General features: G+C 60.9%; 16 protein-coding genes. 9 read left to right on the top strand and 7 right to left on the bottom strand.

Annotated elements, in window-relative coordinates; genetic code table 11:
* Positions 1 to 106: 106 nt before the first annotated feature.
* Entirely contained in the window at positions 107 to 562 is a 456-nt protein-coding gene (gene irrA, locus CAK95_RS09105; RefSeq protein WP_198343853.1) for an iron response transcriptional regulator IrrA, read from the top strand.
* A gap of 164 nt (positions 563 to 726) precedes the next feature.
* On the opposite strand, the gene CAK95_RS09100 is transcribed toward irrA, so the two are convergent.
* Positions 727 to 1,605, bottom strand: coding sequence for a universal stress protein (locus CAK95_RS09100; RefSeq protein WP_086087629.1), 879 nt, complete (start codon positions 1,603 to 1,605; stop codon positions 727 to 729).
* Positions 1,606 to 1,838: 233 nt separating this feature from the next.
* On the opposite strand from CAK95_RS09100, the gene CAK95_RS09095 reads away from it, so the two are divergent.
* Positions 1,839 to 4,112, top strand: coding sequence for a cation:proton antiporter (locus CAK95_RS09095; RefSeq protein WP_086087628.1), 2,274 nt, complete (start codon positions 1,839 to 1,841; stop codon positions 4,110 to 4,112).
* Between the two features lie 116 nt (positions 4,113 to 4,228).
* Here CAK95_RS09095 and CAK95_RS09090 read toward each other — a convergent pair whose 3' ends face one another.
* Entirely contained in the window at positions 4,229 to 4,768 is a 540-nt protein-coding gene (locus tag CAK95_RS09090) for an SH3 domain-containing protein (protein WP_086087627.1), read from the bottom strand.
* Between the two features lie 120 nt (positions 4,769 to 4,888).
* Between CAK95_RS09090 and CAK95_RS09085 the strand changes: the two genes are divergently transcribed.
* Complete coding sequence (locus CAK95_RS09085) at positions 4,889 to 5,890, top strand: 2-hydroxyacid dehydrogenase (protein ID WP_086087626.1); 1,002 nt, start codon at positions 4,889 to 4,891, stop codon at positions 5,888 to 5,890.
* A 101-nt stretch (positions 5,891 to 5,991) separates the two neighbouring features.
* On the top strand, positions 5,992 to 6,369 hold the full coding sequence (locus CAK95_RS09080; RefSeq protein ID WP_086087625.1) for a hypothetical protein: 378 nt from the start codon (positions 5,992 to 5,994) through the stop codon (positions 6,367 to 6,369).
* A 99-nt stretch (positions 6,370 to 6,468) separates the two neighbouring features.
* On the opposite strand, the gene CAK95_RS09075 is transcribed toward CAK95_RS09080, so the two are convergent.
* The gene (locus CAK95_RS09075; RefSeq protein WP_086087624.1) at positions 6,469 to 7,269 is read right to left on the bottom strand and encodes a HesA/MoeB/ThiF family protein; all 801 of its coding nucleotides are present in this window, start codon (positions 7,267 to 7,269) and stop codon (positions 6,469 to 6,471) included.
* Between the two features lie 112 nt (positions 7,270 to 7,381).
* Between CAK95_RS09075 and CAK95_RS09070 the strand changes: the two genes are divergently transcribed.
* Complete coding sequence (locus tag CAK95_RS09070; RefSeq protein WP_086087623.1) at positions 7,382 to 8,809, top strand: serine protease; 1,428 nt, start codon at positions 7,382 to 7,384, stop codon at positions 8,807 to 8,809.
* A gap of 121 nt (positions 8,810 to 8,930) precedes the next feature.
* Here CAK95_RS09070 and CAK95_RS09065 read toward each other — a convergent pair whose 3' ends face one another.
* On the bottom strand, positions 8,931 to 9,704 hold the full coding sequence (locus CAK95_RS09065; protein ID WP_086087622.1) for an enoyl-CoA hydratase: 774 nt from the start codon (positions 9,702 to 9,704) through the stop codon (positions 8,931 to 8,933).
* Positions 9,705 to 9,769: 65 nt separating this feature from the next.
* Positions 9,770 to 10,549: an alpha/beta hydrolase gene (locus CAK95_RS09060; protein WP_086087621.1), complete on the bottom strand. Its 780-nt coding sequence runs from the start codon at positions 10,547 to 10,549 to the stop codon at positions 9,770 to 9,772.
* Between the two features lie 197 nt (positions 10,550 to 10,746).
* Between CAK95_RS09060 and CAK95_RS09055 the strand changes: the two genes are divergently transcribed.
* On the top strand, positions 10,747 to 12,018 hold the full coding sequence (locus CAK95_RS09055) for a glycosyltransferase (RefSeq protein ID WP_245303686.1): 1,272 nt from the start codon (positions 10,747 to 10,749) through the stop codon (positions 12,016 to 12,018).
* A 184-nt stretch (positions 12,019 to 12,202) separates the two neighbouring features.
* On the top strand, positions 12,203 to 12,742 hold the full coding sequence (infC, locus tag CAK95_RS09050) for a translation initiation factor IF-3 (protein WP_183044308.1): 540 nt from the start codon (positions 12,203 to 12,205) through the stop codon (positions 12,740 to 12,742).
* Here infC and CAK95_RS09045 read toward each other — a convergent pair.
* Positions 12,720 to 13,706 (bottom strand): class I SAM-dependent methyltransferase, encoded by a 987-nt coding sequence (locus tag CAK95_RS09045; RefSeq protein ID WP_086087619.1) that lies wholly within the window; start codon positions 13,704 to 13,706, stop codon positions 12,720 to 12,722. The genes infC and CAK95_RS09045 overlap by 23 nt on opposite strands.
* Positions 13,707 to 13,960: 254 nt before the next feature.
* The gene (locus CAK95_RS09040; RefSeq protein ID WP_086087618.1) at positions 13,961 to 14,344 is read right to left on the bottom strand and encodes a hypothetical protein; all 384 of its coding nucleotides are present in this window, start codon (positions 14,342 to 14,344) and stop codon (positions 13,961 to 13,963) included.
* 281 nt (positions 14,345 to 14,625) lie between these two features.
* Here CAK95_RS09040 and rpmI point away from each other — a divergent pair, with 281 nt between their 5' ends.
* Positions 14,626 to 14,826, top strand: coding sequence for a 50S ribosomal protein L35 (gene rpmI, locus CAK95_RS09035; RefSeq protein WP_086087617.1), 201 nt, complete (start codon positions 14,626 to 14,628; stop codon positions 14,824 to 14,826).
* A 55-nt stretch (positions 14,827 to 14,881) separates the two neighbouring features.
* Positions 14,882 to 15,247 (top strand): 50S ribosomal protein L20, encoded by a 366-nt coding sequence (gene rplT, locus CAK95_RS09030; protein WP_086087616.1) that lies wholly within the window; start codon positions 14,882 to 14,884, stop codon positions 15,245 to 15,247.
* Positions 15,248 to 15,343 lie beyond the last annotated feature (96 nt).

Raw genomic sequence — 15,343 nt, 5'->3', positions numbered from 1 at the left:
TCTCGGCCTTGAACCGGGATCATTGGGCACCGAAACCATCATGAACCTACCGCGTACGATTGTTTTCTCCACCCCTCCCGAAAGCCCTGCGGCCCATCCGCTGGGCATGCATCTCGGGGATCCCCGTAGAGCCGATCTGAACGGCTGCCCCTGGCACGACGTCAAGTCGATGCTCCGCGAAGTGGGCCTGCGTCCAACCCGTCAGCGCATGGCGCTGGGCTGGATCCTGTTCGCCAAAGGCGACAGACATTTGACGGCAGAAATGCTGTACGAAGAGGCCACGAAGGCCAAGGTGCCGGTGTCGCTGGCCACGGTCTACAATACGCTGCATCAGTTCACCGAAGTTGGTCTGTTGCGCCAGGTCGCGGTCGATGGTTCCAAGACCTATTTCGACACCAACGCGTCAGACCATCACCACTTCTTTGTCGAAGGCGACAATGAGCTGGTCGACATTCCGGGCAATGACGTGATCGTCGACAAAATGCCGATCGCGCCGGAAGGCTATGAGGTCGCCCGCATCGATGTGGTCGTGCGGCTGAAGAAAATCGACAAGCGCCGCTAGTCTTTCAACTCGGTCATGCCCGGGGCAATAGCTGTCGAAGACGGCGTCAATGACGCTGTCCCGGGCATCCATGTTTTTCCGTAACGTCTCAAGACGTGCGCTTAGCTGCCGGAAAACGAGTTGCGCCCACAGACCGGAACGATCACTCACGTCCCGAGAAGACGCTATTGAGGCTCCGACGGCAGGCTGGCAGCTGCCGGGACGACCAGGACGTCGACGTCGGAGTTGCGCAGCACCTCCTCTGCCACACTCCCCAAGAAGAACTTTGCTGGGCCTGTTCTGCCGTGAGTTCCCATCACCACAAGATCGACCTTGTGCTTGCGAACGCAGTCCCGGATTGTCTCCGGCGCAGAGAGCTCAATAAGTTGAACGAAATGGCGGCTCGGTCGCAGATCGACCTCACGCAGAAACTTTAAAAGTTCTCCCGCGGCACGCTCCTCCTCCTCTGCGATGTGATCCTTCAACTGATCCATCGTTATAGACGCGCGGATCGTCATGTTCTGGACCGGAGCCTCGAAGGCATGCAAAACAAGAACTTCGGTGCGATCAAGAAGGCCTAGCTTTCGCGCCTCCTTTACGGCAATCGCCGCGCAGCCCGAAAAATCGACTGCGACGAGAACGCGATCATAATTTCCTGCCGGAATTGCGTTCGCCATGATGACGGGACGCCGGCTCCTTCGGATCGTCCGCTCGATCGTCGTGCCGATGAAGACGTCCCGCAGGGCTTGCCGCCGATGAGCCCCCATGACAACGACATCTGCATCGGCGCGCTCCGCCATTTCGGCGATCGCGTGAAACGGTTCGCCGAGGACCACGCGCGTCTCGCAATGCACCTGATCGATTTCGCGCAGAGTAGCGGCCAGATCGGTCAGTAGACCTTGTGATTCGCGCTCCTGTGCCTTGACCAAGCGGGGCGGCTGGTCGTCATCCACGACATGAACGAGAACGATTTCGGCGGAGAGCTGCCGCGCCAGCAGCGTTGCTCGCCGCAAGGCACGATCGGAACGTGTCGAGAAGTCCGTCGCAACGAGTAGCCGTTTCATATTCGCCTATTTTTCAGCAAGCTGTCACGGCGAACGTTGATCTCAATCAAGAAGGCATCAAAGAGATCAGCGGCGTTGCCGAGACTGTCGGCCTCATCTCCAATAGCGGTCCAGCAGCCGACGTAACGTCCAGAGCGCAACCACGCCAAATTCCCTGTACAATAGGCAAAGTCTGGATCGGATGACTCGGCAACGTGCGAGGACCTGGCCCGGATGCTATCGCCTGGATATGCATGAATAACACCGTTTTTCATGAGATCGCATGGCTGTTGCTCGGGGCCGCCGCCGTCGGGTTGCTGGGCACCGCGCTGCGCCAACCCGTGATTGTGAGTTTCATCGCGGTGGGGATCGCGGCTGCCGCGTTCTTCGACAGCAGCCCCGAGACGGCGAGCCAGATCCGCTTTCTTGCCGAACTCGGCGTTGCTCTCCTTCTGTTCCTGGTCGGCCTCAAACTCGACTGGCGCCTCGTAAAGAGGCTTGGTCCTGTCGCCCTCGCCACCGGGCTCGGCCAGGTCGTCTTCACGGCGGGCATCGGCTTCCCTATCGGACTTGCCCTTGGACTTGACTGGCTAACCAGCCTCTATGTCGCCGTTGCTCTAACCTTCTCTTCCACGATTATCGTTGTGAAGCTGTTGAGCGACAAGCGCGAGCTCGAGACGCTGCATGGCCGGATCGCACTCGGCTTTCTGATCGTCCAGGATATTGTCGTCGTAATCGCAATGGTGGTGCTGTCCACGGTCGGGATCGGCGTCACCCAACGCGGCGGATTAACCGACCTTGGAGCGATCATTGGTTCCCTCCTCGCCGTGGTCGTGATTCTGGTCTTGTTCGTGCGCTACCTCGCCGATCCGCTGATGGCGCGGCTCGCCCGCACGCCAGAGCTGCTTGTCATCGCTTCCATCGGCTGGGCAGCAGCGGCGGCCGCCGTCGGCGATATGATTGGCCTCGGCAAGGAGCTTGGCGGCCTCGCCGCCGGCGTCTCGATCGGCTCCACGCCCTATCGAGACCTGGTTTCGGCGCGGTTGAGTGCGTTGCGGGACTTCCTGCTGCTCTTCTTCTTCTTGTCGATCGGCGCAACACTCGATCTCTCCACTCTCGGCAAAGATGTCACCCCAGCCATTGTCTTTTCCCTGTTCGTGCTGATTGGCAACCCGCTGATCGTTCTCTTCATCATGGCCTCGATGGGCTATCGCACTCGCACTGGATTCCTCGCCGGCCTCACCGTCGCGCAGATTTCGGAATTCTCGCTGATCTTCATGGCGATGGGGCTCAGCCTCGGCCATGTCGATCAGTCCGCGGTCGGGCTCGTTACTTTGGTGGGCCTCGTGACGATCGCCCTGTCCGTCTACATGATCACCTATTCTCAGCAGCTCTATGCCTGGTGTCAGCCCCTGCTGCGGCCATTCGATTTCGGGGCGTGGCGGGAGGCAGCAGCGGCGAACGATGAAGACAAGGCAACGATCGATGTCATCATCTTCGGCCTCGGCCGCTTCGGCAGCCAGCTCCTGAGGCGCCTCGAGGATGCCGGCTACAACGTGCTCGGTGTCGATCTCGACCCCCAAGCAATCAGGCGCTTCTCGCGCGAAGGCTATCAGGTCCGCTACGGCGACGTGACGGAGCAGGATTTCTGGGGCGAGCTGCCGTTGACTCAGGCGCGCTGGATCGTGCTTTCGGTTCCCTACGGCACGATTCTGTTAACCGAGACCGATCCGCGCAGTGGCCTGCTCACCGCGATCCGCACTCATCGCTTCGGCGGACGCGTCGCCATTACCGCACGTACTGATCAGGAAGCCCGTCGCCTTCAGGAGGGCGGCGGCGTGGACCTTGTCCTCTATCCTTTCGACGATGCCGCGACGTCAGCCGCCAAACAAATCACGGACTTGGACGAGGAAAGCATCACGCAGGAAGCAGCAGGGGCGCTTGCTCCCGCGTCGCTCGTTCCCCCGGTATCCGAAGATCAGCCGCGGGTGATCATTGTTGGATGTGGCCGCGTCGGCGATCTGGTGAGCGAAATGCTTGCGCGGCATGACGTGCGCTATGTGGCCCTTGACAGCGATTCTGCTCTCGTCGCCCGCGAGCGGCGGCGCGGCAAGCCAATCTTCTACGGCGATGCCACCGATCCCGAATTGCTCCGCCGCTTCGGGATCGCCTCCGCTCACGCACTTGTCGTAACGATGGACAATCCAACTGCCGTGGAATCGGTCATTACCGCAGCACGTACTGAACGGCCCGATCTGATCATCGTGGCGCGAGCCCGCGATGCCGAGCATGCAACCAAACTCTACGAGCTGAACGTAACCGACGCCGTGCCCGAGACAATCGAAGCGAGCCTGCAATTGTCCGAAGCCCTGCTCGTCAATATGGGCGTTCCCATGGGTCTCGTAATCGCCTCCATTCACGAAAAGCGCGACGAACTGCGCCACGCTCTACAGGGGTCCGAGCGGGAGGGCCGAGTACGGCGGGCGATCCGTGCCTCCACCCGACGTAAGAGTGATGGCGGAACGTAGCAAACCAGGGGCCGCATCAGAGCGGCACTCAAATGGCCTGGAGGAATGTGGATGGCCTGGTCTTCAGCGCGACGGGGCGCTTTGCCCGGCCCACGACGAAGATATTGTGCAGGACGTCAATCGACTTTCTCGTTCGGGTACACGCCCCACAGCCGCTCTTGCGGCACCCAGCCATCGAACCGCCTGCCAGTGACACGGCACCACTGGCCATCGCAGCGCTTCACCGACGCCAGTACCCCGGGCTGCAATTGCGCGGTAATCCCGCCTTCGACCGCGGGGCTTTCCAATACCCCGACAAGCTGATCCTTGTCGCGAAACGTGACGACCGCTGTGCGCCGGCCGCTCAGCATTGAATGATAAACCCAGCCTTCCGCACCTTCGGCATCGCGAATGCGGCGCCAGTTCTCGAACTCGGCGGTCACTTCCACCGGCAGACCCTGCTTGGTGAAAACCCAGGCAACATCGTGGTCCTTGGTAGGGCCGGTCCGGACATTCACCCGTTCCGACTTCAGGCTGACATAGCGAGGCACCGGCAGGCCGCTGGCGCTACCGACAGCACCCTCACTGCCGGCCGCCCGGACGGGCTGGCCCAAAAAGAGAATGGAGAACGCGAGAGCGATAGCGATGGTCCGGATGGTTTGTCTTGGTACGGTCATCTGCTACAGAACATGGCACTGGCGGGCTTGTCGGAACGGCGCAGTTTCGATGAGCCCGGTTAAGGAGGGCTGAACGGCCCGCCTTCGCAATGGATGAATGAGACGTTCCAAGGCTGAAACATGCAGAACCGGAAAAAGCCCTTGGTGGTCGTGACGCGCAAGTTGCCGGAGCGCGTCGAAACGCGCATGCGCGAATTGTTTGATGCGCGGCTGAATCTCGACGACGTCCCGATGACGCAGGCACAACTGGCCGAGGCGGTAAAGACCGCCGATGTTCTGGTGCCGACCGTCACGGACCGGATCGATGCTTCGGTGCTGGCCCAGTCCGGCGGCAACCTGAAGCTGATCGCCAATTTCGGCAACGGCGTCGACAATATCGACGTGACCACCGCACTGCAGCGCGGTATCACCGTGACCAACACGCCAGGCGTCCTCACCGAAGACACCGCCGACATGACGATGGCGCTGATCCTCGCCGTGCCGCGCCGGCTGGCCGAGGGCTCGCAAGTTCTGACCGGCGAGAACGAATGGGGCGGCTGGTCGCCGACCTGGATGCTCGGCCACCGGATCTGGGGCAAGCGGCTGGGAATCATCGGCATGGGCCGCATCGGCCAGGCTGTCGCCCGCCGCGCGCGAGCCTTCGGCCTGCAGATTCACTATCACAACCGTCGCCGCGTAGCGGAGCAAATCGAAGAAGAACTGGGCGCGACCTATTGGGAGAGCCTCGATCAGATGCTGGCGCGTGTCGACATCGTCTCGATCAATTGCCCGCACACACCGGCGACCTATCATCTGCTGTCGGCTCGGCGGCTGAAATTGCTGCGGCCGGAAGCCTATGTGGTGAACACCGCCCGCGGCGAAGTGATCGACGAGAATGCCCTGATCCGGATGATCGCAGCGGGCGAGATCGCAGGTGCCGGGCTTGACGTGTTCGAGCATGAGCCGGCGGTGAACCCACGGCTCGCCAAGCTGGCGCGCGAAGGCAAGGTGGTGCTGCTGCCGCATATGGGATCGGCCACGGTGGAAGGCCGCATCGACATGGGCGAGAAGGTCATCATCAACATCAAGACCTTCATGGACGGGCACAAGCCGCCGAACCGTATTCTGCCATCCATGCTGTAAGCTGCGAGCAGCGGCTTTTCGATGCTGTGACGGTGCGTCACTGTACGTTGACGAATTCGGCTTTTAGAATGCTGTCTATATTGCCCTTCGGAGGCCGTCCCATGCGCGCCCTTTTGTCTCTTGCCGTGCTCCCGCTCCTGCATGCGCCAGTTTCAGCGCAGGCGCTTGATGGCGCCGCGATCAAGGCGATGTTCTTCAACGGCAAGCCATTCGTCGCGACCAGCACGACACGACAGCGCTTCACCATGGTGTTCACGCCCGACGGCAAGGCCATCCGTGAACCGATCAAGAAAGCCGGCGAGCCGACCGAAAAATCCGAAGGCACCTGGAAAATCGTGAAGGAAGGCTTCTGCACCTCGTGGAAAGCGGGCGCGCCGGGAACCTGCTATCGTCTTGTGCCCAACACCATGATCGAGAATCGCTGGTCGGTGATGAAGGGCGCGGTCACCGTCGCGAGCTGGACCAAGCCGGCGGATTGAATCTCAATCGCCAACACCAAACTCCGTTCATTCCCGCGCAAGCGGGAATCCAGTCTTCACCACTTTGGGTCCCCGCTTTCCGGGGACGAACGGAAGATTTCATTCGTGGATCGACAGATCCTTGATCGTCGGATTTTCGCCACTGAGCGGATTATTGCGATCCCACGCATAGGCTAGCGTTTCGAAACGCAATGCGCGCGCATCGACCATCAGCAACCGCCCGACCAGCCCTTCGCCGAAGCCGACGATCTCGCGCATCGTTTCCAGGGCCATCATTGAACCAAGGATGCCGGGTAGTGCGCCGAGAATTCCCGCCTCCGAACAGGCCGGGATGGAGCCGGGCGGCGGCGGCTCCGGAAACAGACAGCGATAGGTGGGATTGGGATTCCCCTCCGCGTCGCGCTCATGCGGACGCAATGTCGTCAGCGCCGCATCAAAGACACCCAGCGCGCCGGTGATCAGCGGCTTGCCGGCGAAGTAGCAGGCATCGGACACGAGATAGCGTGTCGCGAAATTGTCAGAGCCGTCGATAACAAGATCGTATTGCTCAATCAGCTCGAGCGCATTGGCAGCCACGATCCGTACCGGATGGCGCTCGACCGCGACATGCGGATTGAGCCGGGAAATGGCGCCCGCGGCACTGTCGACTTTGGCATCACCGATATCGGGCGTCGCATGCACCACCTGCCGCTGCAGATTGGACAGCGACACAAGATCATCGTCGACGATACCAAGCGTGCCGATGCCGGCCGCGGCAAGATAAAGCAGCACCGGCGCACCGAGGCCCCCGGCGCCGATCACCAGGACGCGCGCCTTTTTCAGCGCCTGCTGCCCCGGCCCGCCAACATCGCGCATGACAATGTGCCGGGCGTAGCGCTCCAGCTCGTCGGGGGTCAGCATTGCCGGTTCCTCCACATCGTTTGCGGCATCCTGTCTGCGATGCTGCCTTCAAGGTCTTGCGTAATTGCAAATTGCCGGTTCATCCTGTGCCGGGGCGGCTGAGGGTATAGAGATGCGTTTTGCGGCATGGACCACCGTGATCGCGCTTGCGTTCATATCGCAGGCAATGGGGCAAAACACAGCCCCCAAGGCTGAACAAAAACAGCAGCCCGCCGCCAGACCTGAGGCGGCACCTGTGCCGCCCGCCAAACCCGCAGCCAAGAAGAAAGCGCCCCAGAAAGCTGCCAAAAAGTCCGAAAAATCAGGGAACAGCGAGCAGCCGCCGGCGCCCGCCATGACACCGAACCAGCGCGAGGCCTACACCGCGATGCCGGTGGCCGAACGGCTGGCAATCCAGTCCGACCTGATCTGGTCAGGCGATCTTGCCGGCGCGGCTGACCCGGCTTTCGGCGATCGCGCCATTGCCGCGGTCCGGGCATTCCAGCACCGCAACAAGTTCGAAGAGACCGGCATCATCACGCCGGACCAGCGTCAGGCCCTCGCAACGGCGACCCGCAACAGGAAAGACCATATCGGCTGGCGTCTGGTGGAAGATGATGCGACGCCGGGCGTGCGCCTCGGCATTCCGTCCAAGCTCGTTCCGCGCTCTGAGCTTGGCGCCACCGGCACGCGCTGGTCATCCGCACGCGGCGAGATCCAGATCGAGACCTTTCGCGAGAAGATGGCCGGCGCGACACTCAACGAATTGTTCGAGGACTTGAAGAAGAAGCCCACGTCGCGGCGCGTCGAATTCACCTCCGTGCAAGGCAACACATTCCTGATCTCGGGCCTCCAGGGCCTGAAGAAATTCCATGTCCGCGTTTTCATGAAGGACAATGAAGCGCGAGGGCTGACCATCCTCTACGATCAGGCGATGGAAGGCATCGTTTTGCCCATGGTCGATATTATGGCCAATGCTTTCATCCCGTTCGGCGATGCCGCCACGGCGTCGGCAACACGCAAGGTGCAATACGGCTCCGGTATCGTCGTCACCCAATCGGGCCATGTGGTCACCGATCGCCAATTGGCCGGCGATTGCCAGACCATCGTGATTGCCGGCCTCGGCCGCGCCGATCGTCTGGCCGATGACAAGACCACCGACCTCACGCTGCTGCAGGTGAACGGCGCAGATCACCTGAAGTCGCTTCGCTTTTCGTCGGACGCGCCGAAAAGCACGGACCTGACATTGCTCGGCATTGCCGCACCGGAAACACAGGCCGGCGCACGCGACGTCACCAGCGCGAATGCGAAACTGCGCGGCGTCGATGGATCGCGCGTGCTGATGGATGCACGGCCCATCCGCGGCTTTGTCGGGGGTGGTGCATTCGACGGCCAAGGACAATTCGTCGGCATGATCGCCGCGGCCAATCAGCCGTCTTTCATTCCAACGAGCAGCATCCGCAAATTTCTCGACGGTGCGGGGGTCTATCCAGCGATCGGCAAGAGCGACATCGCAGCAGCCAAGAATGCGATCGTTCGCGTGGTGTGCGTGAGGAAGTAACGCTCGTTAACCAAGAGAGAACACTATCTCCGCTCATTCCTGCGAAGGCGGGAATCCAGCAAATAACTCTGGGTCCCCGCCTCCGCGGGGGACGAGCGGCTGATAATTTCCGATGAAGCGACTACTTATTCTCGAACTTCGCCGCGCGCTTTTCGACGAAAGCGGTCATGCCTTCCTTTTGATCGGCCGTCGCGAACAGCGAATGGAAGACGCGGCTTTCGAACAACACGCCTTCGGCCAATGTCGTCTCGAACGCGCGATTGACCGCTTCCTTCGCCAGCATCACCGACGGCAACGACATCGACGCGATGGTGTTTGCCGTCTTCATCGCTTCGTTCATCAAATCGGCCAGCGGCACGACGCGCGCTACGAGACCGGAACGCTCCGCTTCGGTGGCATCCATCATCCGGCCGGTCAGGATCATGTCCATGGCCTTGGCCTTGCCGATCGCGCGCGTCAGACGCTGCGTGCCGCCAATGCCGGGAATGATCCCGAGCTTGATTTCCGGTTGACCGAATTTCGCATTGTCGGCGGCGATGATCATGTCACATTGCATGGCAAGCTCGCAGCCACCGCCAAGCGCGAAGCCCGCAACCGCGGCGATCACCGGCTTGCGCGCACGCGCGGCAGCATTCCAGTCAGCGGCGAAATTGCCGAAGAATGCATCCATGTAGTCCTTGCCGGCCATTTCCTTGATGTCGGCACCGGCGGCAAAAGCTTTCTCCGAACCGGTGAGCACGATGCACCCGATCCCGGCATCGGCCTCGAACGCGGCAATGGCTTCCCCCACCTCACCCGCGAGTTCCGAATTCAGCGCGTTCAAAGCCTGCGGCCTGTTCAGCCGGATCACACCGACCTTGCCGTTGGTTTCGACTTGAATGGTTTGATAGGTCATTGTGTCTCGCCTGCCATACCCGAGTGCGGGCGGAGGAAAAAGCGCCCGCCCTCAAAAGAATGTGTCTAGTTGAATTCGCCGACGGCTGCCAGCATCCGCTCGATATCCTCCGGGCGCGACAAGCGATGGTCGCCGTCCTTGACCAGCGTCAACACCACATCGTCGCGGGCGATGCGCGAGACAAGCGACACCGCATGTTCCCACGGCACGTCTTCATCCTTCACACCTTGCAGAATGCGCACCGGGCAACCGGTCTCGATCAGACCGCCGAGCAGGAGATGATTGCGGCCTTCCTCAATGAGTTGACGGGTGATGAGATAAGGTTCCGCAGAATATTCCGACGGGCGCTCCCAACAACCCTTGTCTTCCAATTGACGCTTGATGTCGGGCGTGAAGCGCTGCCACATCAGAACTTCGGTGAAGTCCACCGCAGGCGCAATCAGCACCAATCCCGCAAGCTCGGCATTGCTGCGCAGTTTCTTCGACCGCAATCGCTGCGCCAGCAGCAGCGAAATCCATCCGCCCATCGACGAGCCGATCGCGATGGTCGGGCCGTCGCAGAATTGCTCGAACACGCTACAGCTTTCGTCGAGCCATTTTCCGATCGTGCCGTCGAAAAATTGTCCACCCGATTCGCCATGCCCCGAATAATCGAAACGAATGCAGGCTCGCCCGTTCTCCTTGGCCCAAATATCGAGCGCTTCCGCTTTGGTCCCCTTCATATCGGACTTGAACCCACCCAGCCAGATCAGGCCTGGCTTGCTGCCGGCACGCCGCCGGACCGCAATGGTCCGCCGTGAATCGCCGTCGCCGACCTCGATCTCAGTCACTTCATTGTCAGCCATCGTCAGCGCTCTATCCTTGTTTTCGCCTTAAATTGGAACGCAGCCTGCCAGCTTGTGAATACAGGCTGCGAGGCAGGTTTGCATCGCGGCTGAATAGGGCCTATCAGCTACCGCCCGGTGGATGCACCTTTTTTGAAGGACTGGGCAATCGTCACGGTGTTCGTTCATCACGTGCACCGGGGGGCAAGGGGACGAGCGTGAATTCCGGTTCTGCCGCGCGAAAAAAACCGATCTATATCGAGCAATCGGAAGCTGCCGCGATGCAAGACAACAGCGCTGCGGCATCGCGCCAGCCGCTGACGGTGCTGATCATCGTCCCAACGCTGCATGCAGGCGCCGCTGAAATGGGCGCTGTCGATCTCGTTCGCATCCTGACCGAAGGCGGTCATCGTGCCATCGTCATGTCGCGCGGCGGCCGTCTTGAGGCACAGCTCGCCGAAGCGGGCGGCGAGCTCGTCTATGCCGCCGTGGCGAGCAAGAATCCGATCGTGATGGCGCGCAATATTGCGGTGATTTCCCGCCTGGTGCGTCAGCGCAAATGCGATGTCATTCATGCCCATGGCCGGGCCCCGGCATGGAGCGCGTATATCGCCGCGAAGCTGACGAACACGCCGTTCGTGACGACTTGGTACAAGGGCTTCCGCGAGCAAAACGCCCTGAAACATTTCTACAATAGTGTCATGGCGCGCGGCGACAGGATCGTCGCAGTCAGCGATCAGCTCGCGGAACTGATCAGCGAGCGCCATCACGTTCCGTGCGACAGGATCAAAGTCGTGCCCGCCAGCATCGATTACGATCTTTTCAATCCGGCCAATGTTTCCATCGAACGCATCGATGCCATGCGCCGCATCATGGGCGTCACCGCAAGCGACAAGGTGATTCTCGTTGTCGGACGGATGCTGCGACGGAAGGGCCATCATGTCGCCGTGCGCGCTGCCCGCCGCCTGAAAGACATGGGCATGAAGGATTTCGTTTTCGCCTTTGTCGGTGAGGACGAAGGGCACAGCCGTTATACTGGCGATCTGTGGGACGAAGTCCTGGCCAACGACCTCGCCGGCGTCGTCCGGCTGATTGGGCCGGTCGACGACCTGCCGGCATCCTACGCGGTCGCGTCCGTTGTGGTCTCCGCAGCGGTACAGCAAGAGGGCCTGCAGCGCGCCATTCTGGAAGGACAGGCGATGGAACGGCCGGTGGTCGTGTCTGATCTTGGCGCAGGTCCAGAAGTGGTTTTGGCGCCGCCAACCGTTCCGGAAGACCGGATGACGGGTTTGCGCTTTTCCTCGGGAGACGATGCCGGTCTGGCGGCGGGCCTCGTCCGCCTGTTTTCGATGTCGCCAGCGCAACATCACGCCATTGGCTTGCGCGGCCGCCAATGGGTGACTAAGCATTTCAACCGGGCCACCATCAGCGACCTGACGCTGCAGCTTTATTCCGGGCTAGCGCAGACCAAAAACGCAACACGGCCGTAGTCATTTCGCTCAAAATCGCGGGATCTTGGAGGCTTTCGGCGGCGTTGCCGTTGACTTGTGCCTCTTTTGTCCCGATCTTGGGGGCGGCCGGATCGGTTTCGGGGCGCTGGCAAGGTTTTCGGGTCTTGGCCGTAATCGCCCTCATTCTTTCCGGACAGCACAGTAACAGCCAGGGAGATTTTCCATTCGTCGTCCAATGAAGGCAGCGCCCCCCGTTCAGAAGGACGGTCCGCGCGTCAATGAGGAGATTCGCAACCGAGAGGTCCAGCTAATCGACCAGGGCGGTACCAATCATGGCACCGTTCCCATCCAGACCGCACTCGAAAAAGCAGCAGAAGCCGGACTCGACCTTGTCGAGATTTCTCCGAACGCGAACCCGCCTGTCTGCAAGCTTCTCGACTACGGCAAATACAAATTCCAGGCTCAGAAGAAAGCGGCGGAAGCGCGCAAGAAACAGAAGATCGTCGAGGTCAAGGAGATCAAGCTCCGCCCGATGATCGACGACCACGATTACGACGTGAAGATGCGCGCGATGAAGCGGTTCTTCGAAGAAGGCGACAAGGTCAAGGTGACGCTGCGCTTCCGTGGCCGCGAGATGGCACACCAAGAGCTTGGCACCAAGCTACTCGACCGCGTGAAGGACGATCTGGGTCCGCTCGCCAAGGTCGAGATGGATGCGCGGTTCGAAGGCCGTCAGATGATCATGATCCTGGCGCCAAGGTAAGCGGCGCTTTCGCTGTTCCCCGCGCGCGCCGCCGCGCGCCGGGGCCATGGCGACCAAGGACGTTGGTGCCGATCGTCCAAGGCTTGTTGGCGCCACTGACAACACTGATCAATTTCTGAATCGGAAGCTGCTCGATTTCCGCGCGAGGACGGGACACGAACAGGTCCGCGTGATAGACACCTTCCGTTTCATGCCCGCGCGTGTCGATCCCGTGCTCCTCGACCGCCTTGACGGCTGCCTCCATTTCATCGCGACCGGCGAACCGCCGCTGCACGAAGGAGGCGCCTTCGAATTTCTCCGTCTCCAACCCATATCGGCCAAGCGTTGCTGCGATCTTGTCGTAGGGAAACATCCGCAACACGAACGACGCCACCCATGGCGTGCGGCCTTTGCGGGCCAGCGTCATGACCCGATCGAATGTTTTGGACGTGACGTAACCGACGCAGCCGGTGGAAACGATGATATCGGCTTCGGCGATCGCGGACGCCATGTCAGCCGAGGGGTCATCGGCCTCGAGATCGGCGCACAGGCCGATATCCATCGTGCCACTTTCCTGCGCATAGCGAACGGCATTTTTCGAGACATCAAGTCCAACGACCCGAACATTCGGATCGCGCGGCCATGACAGATAGAAAGCACGATCAAGCTTCAGCATCTCTTCGCTCGACAAGCCCTGCAGCGACGGAGCGGTGTAACGATCCCGCAAGGCGTCATAGGTGAGGGCGTATTTCATCAGCGCGCCATTGACGCCGTAAGATGAGCCCAGATCGAGCACCGTGACCGGCTCACGCTGCGTTTTTGCACGCGCGCGAATCAATTGCTCGAAGATCGGCTGGGCCAGGTGCGGAATGATGTAGTCGAGACTGCCGAGATAGTTGAAATATTGCCGGGGGTCCTTTTCGACATACACGTGATCGAAATTCGCCTTTGCCTCGTTGATTGTCGAAAAAGCCAGCTGCGTCATTCGGGGGTCTCCAATCTTTCGGTGGCAAAAGCCAAAAAACGCCGCTCCAAGGACGGCGTGCGTCACCTGCGTGTCGAAGGGGGTTGGTGAACAAACCTTAACATCGCATCGCGGGCGGCTCAATCGCCACGCCTGCGACACAATGCGGGAAATCGGTTCTATTATACCGATTCCGCGTCCATCACGGATAATGATGGACCAAAATTATATGTTTATCGCGCCTGGACATCGCAAGGCGATGGCAGCCATGCGGCTCAGCCGCCGCGTCGCTCCGCTTCCCAGCGGCCGCTGCATTGCTTGACATTGTCCTTGCCGCTCCAAACACCGGCGCCGCCAGTGGCGCTCAGACGCCCGCTGCCGTCCGCCCGCTGTTGCCCGCGGCGAATGCTGGCGCGGAGCCGCCCGCCGCTGTCGACGCGGCCCGTAATCGAGATGCCGGCCTCGTTCGTATATTGGATGGCGCCATTCACCACCCTGACCGGGTAGCGGTAGGCGCGATCGCAATCACCCCGCTCGGTGATCACCACAACGCTCCAGTTCCCGTCATATTTCGCCGCACTGAAGGCGGGAGCCGCCCATCCGGAAGCCAGAAGGCCACCGGCCAGCGCGACAGCAACAAAATTTCGTGGTTTGGCCATATCCACTCTCCAGCACGCCCCAAACCCCGTAGCCGGATTTAACCAGCTAGGCCGCAGTCGGTTCCAAGGTCTCGGCCCCGTCGCCAAACGCCAGAAGCCAGTTGTCTTTTCAGGCCTTCTCTGCCATAAACCGCCCCGCTCGCCGCCCGGCTGATTAAGGGCTGCCGTGGCAGCGACAATGCTCAATCAGCAATGCTCGTCTTTTCGAGCCATCTCCGGCGGACGCTAGGCTTTTGCCAAATCGGCAGAACGGGCGGGCCCGGCCGGACCAGGAGAGCCAAATGCCCAAGTTGAAGACCAAGTCAGGCGCCAAAAAGCGCTTCAAGATCACCGGCTCTGGGAAAGTCGTTTCCGCCCAGGCCGGCAAGCGCCACGGCATGATCAAGCGAACCACCAAGCAAATCCGCAATCTTCGCGGCACCCGGGTCATGTTCAAGACCGACGGTGACAACATCAAGAAGTACTGGATGCCGAACGGCTGATCGCCGCGGCACTTCGCAACTTCCGTATTTGCTTTTCGCTTAAAGGAGATCAGCCATGGCCCGCGTCAAACGGGGCGTTACCGCCCACGCCAAGCACAAAAAGGTTCTGAAGGCCGCCAAGGGCTTTTACGGCCGCCGCAAGAACACCATCCGCATCGCCAAGCAGGCGGTGGAGAAGGCCAACCAATACGCCTTCCGCGACCGCAAGCGAAGGAAGCGCACCTTCCGCGCCCTCTGGATCCAGCGCCTGAACGCCGCTGTCCGTCCGTTCGGCCTGAACTACAGCCAGTTCATCGACGGGCTGAACAAATCGGGCCTCGAAATCGACCGCAAGGTGCTGTCGGATCTCGCGATCCGCGAGCCGGCGGCGTTCCAGGTCATCGTCGAGAAGGTCAAGGCCGCTCTGCCGGCTGCGGCTTAAGCTGTTCACGTCAAACTCTGGTCATGCGCGGGCTTGACCCGCGCATCCCGCTTAGGCGGGCACTCTGCTCACCTCAGCGGGATGGCCGGGACAAGC

The organism is Pseudorhodoplanes sinuspersici (assembly GCF_002119765.1).
Classification (GTDB): Bacteria; Pseudomonadota; Alphaproteobacteria; order Rhizobiales; family Xanthobacteraceae; genus Pseudorhodoplanes; species Pseudorhodoplanes sinuspersici.
Note: the sequence above shows the minus strand (reverse complement) of the source record. Positions and strands in the feature narration are given on the sequence as shown.

Bases quoted from the DNA above. Each gene is read 5' to 3' on its own strand.
- irrA (WP_198343853.1), top strand. From the start codon at position 107: ATGCATCTCGGGGATCCCCGTAGAGCCGATCTGAACGGCTGCCCCTGG.
- CAK95_RS09100 (WP_086087629.1), bottom strand. From the start codon at position 1,605: ATGAAACGGCTACTCGTTGCGACGGACTTCTCGACACGTTCCGATCGT.
- CAK95_RS09095 (WP_086087628.1), top strand. From the start codon at position 1,839: ATGAATAACACCGTTTTTCATGAGATCGCATGGCTGTTGCTCGGGGCC.
- CAK95_RS09090 (WP_086087627.1), bottom strand. From the start codon at position 4,768: ATGACCGTACCAAGACAAACCATCCGGACCATCGCTATCGCTCTCGCG.
- CAK95_RS09085 (WP_086087626.1), top strand. From the start codon at position 4,889: ATGCAGAACCGGAAAAAGCCCTTGGTGGTCGTGACGCGCAAGTTGCCG.
- CAK95_RS09080 (WP_086087625.1), top strand. From the start codon at position 5,992: ATGCGCGCCCTTTTGTCTCTTGCCGTGCTCCCGCTCCTGCATGCGCCA.
- CAK95_RS09075 (WP_086087624.1), bottom strand. From the start codon at position 7,269: ATGCTGACCCCCGACGAGCTGGAGCGCTACGCCCGGCACATTGTCATG.
- CAK95_RS09070 (WP_086087623.1), top strand. From the start codon at position 7,382: ATGCGTTTTGCGGCATGGACCACCGTGATCGCGCTTGCGTTCATATCG.
- CAK95_RS09065 (WP_086087622.1), bottom strand. From the start codon at position 9,704: ATGACCTATCAAACCATTCAAGTCGAAACCAACGGCAAGGTCGGTGTG.
- CAK95_RS09060 (WP_086087621.1), bottom strand. From the start codon at position 10,549: ATGGCTGACAATGAAGTGACTGAGATCGAGGTCGGCGACGGCGATTCA.
- CAK95_RS09045 (WP_086087619.1), bottom strand. From the start codon at position 13,706: ATGACGCAGCTGGCTTTTTCGACAATCAACGAGGCAAAGGCGAATTTC.
- CAK95_RS09040 (WP_086087618.1), bottom strand. From the start codon at position 14,344: ATGGCCAAACCACGAAATTTTGTTGCTGTCGCGCTGGCCGGTGGCCTT.
- rpmI (WP_086087617.1), top strand. From the start codon at position 14,626: ATGCCCAAGTTGAAGACCAAGTCAGGCGCCAAAAAGCGCTTCAAGATC.
- rplT (WP_086087616.1), top strand. From the start codon at position 14,882: ATGGCCCGCGTCAAACGGGGCGTTACCGCCCACGCCAAGCACAAAAAG.